This window comes from Bacteroidia bacterium (assembly GCA_016218155.1).
Lineage (GTDB): Bacteria > Bacteroidota > Bacteroidia > Bacteroidales > GWA2-32-17 > GWA2-32-17.
The window spans coordinates 1-1,654 of record JACREQ010000094.1 but is presented as its reverse complement, the minus strand read 5'-3'; the positions used below and the strand labels follow the sequence as shown (position 1 = coordinate 1,654).

Below are 1,654 nucleotides of genomic sequence, written 5' to 3'. Positions count from 1 at the left end.
TTATAAATCATACGTTAATGGAATTCAATCATAAATCCCCAGAAGCTTCTATTACCAATAGAAATTATCTTCTATTACCAATAGAAACCTTTAAATAGTAAATATTGTAATTATATTCATGATAACCAGAGAAACTCTTAAAGAAGTAATAATTTCTCAGAGAGAATTCTTAAATAAATCGGAACAAGGAACTTTAAGGGAAAGGAAAGAAGAAATAAAAATTGAAGATTCTTTTGTTATAATAATTACCGGGATAAGAAGATGTGGAAAGAGCACATTTCTTAATCAAATATTAAAAAAACAGAAAAGGGGATATTATTTGGATCTTGAAGATCCCAGACTAGAAGGGTTTGAACTTTCAGATTTTAATAAAGTTGAAGCAATAATGAAAGAGATTTATGGGGATGGTGGAATTTACTTTTTTGATGAAATACAAAATATAAACAGATGGGAGAAATTTATAAGATACCTAACTGATAAAAAAGAAAGAATAATTATAACAGGTTCTAACACCTCTCTTTTAAGCAGGGAACTTGGTACAAAATTAACCGGAAGGCACCTACAAGTAGAGATGTTTCCTTTTTCTTTTGTAGAATTTCTTGATATGAAAGCAAAAGCACCATCAATTAAATCCTTTGAAGAATATTTATACAAAGGCGGTTTTCCAGAATATCTTAAAAAAGAAAACCCGTCAATTCTTCATCAATTACTATCTGATGTTGTGATGAAAGACATTGCAGTGAGGTTTGGTATAAAAAATACAAACATTCTGAATAAGATTGCTGTTTATTTAATTAGCAATGCCGGAAAAGAATTCTCACATAACTCTATAAAGAAAACCTTTGAAATCAAATCTGTACAAAGCGTCATTGATTATGTATCGTATTTTGAGAACGCATATCTAGTTTTTACTATACCCCGATTCAGTTATTCGTATAAGAAACAACAGGTGAACCCAAAGAAAGTTTATTCTATAGACAATGGGTTTTCTTATAATAACTCTGCTTCTTTTTCAAAAGACGTGGGAAAAATGTTGGAGAACGTTGTATTTTTAGGTCTGAGAAGGAAATTTAAGGATATTTTCTATTTTCAGGAAAAAAATGAATGTGATTTTGTCATAAAGGAAAAAGAGAAAGTAACAAGCGCAATTCAAGTCTGCTTTGATTTTAATGAAGAAACCAAAAACAGGGAAATAAGCGGCTTGATTTCTGCATTGAATGAATTTAAATTAAAAACAGGGCTTATTTTAACTTACAATCAAGACGATGAGTTTCTGATTGATGATAAAAAGATAATAGTCAAACCCGTGTGGAAATGGCTCCTCAAGAGTTAGTTTACTTTCTTTTTATGGGTATTGTAAAGTAAAATGTCGAACCTTTTCCTAATTTGCTTTCAAACCAGATTTTTCCTCCCATCGCTTCAACAGTCCCTTTGCAAATAGCCAATCCTAATCCGGTTCCTTGATATTTTCTGTACATTGTTTGTTCTGCTTGGAAAAATGGCTCAAATATTCTTTTCTGGCTTTCAGTATCGATAATTCTTGAAACAATATTTTTAACAACTGCTGGCACAATATCACTAGTAGCTTTAGCAGGGTCTACAATGATTACGATTGCGTATCTTGTAATAGCGGTAGAGATGTACAAGAACTATG

2 protein-coding genes are annotated in these 1,654 nt (G+C 31.0%); one reads left to right on the top strand and one right to left on the bottom strand.

The features are described from left to right. The first annotated feature begins 118 nt into the window (after nucleotides 1–118). Nucleotides 119–1,333 (top strand): ATP-binding protein, encoded by a 1,215-nt coding sequence (locus tag HY951_15460; GenBank protein MBI5541461.1) that lies wholly within the window; start codon nucleotides 119–121, stop codon nucleotides 1,331–1,333. Nucleotide 1,334: 1 nt separating this feature from the next. Here HY951_15460 and HY951_15455 read toward each other — a convergent pair whose 3' ends face one another. Continuing rightward, nucleotides 1,335–1,646 (bottom strand): hypothetical protein, encoded by a 312-nt coding sequence (locus HY951_15455; GenBank protein MBI5541460.1) that lies wholly within the window; start codon nucleotides 1,644–1,646, stop codon nucleotides 1,335–1,337. Nucleotides 1,647–1,654: the final 8 nt, after the last annotated feature.

Bases quoted from the DNA above. Each gene is read 5' to 3' on its own strand.
- HY951_15460 (MBI5541461.1), top strand. From the start codon at position 119: ATGATAACCAGAGAAACTCTTAAAGAAGTAATAATTTCTCAGAGAGAA.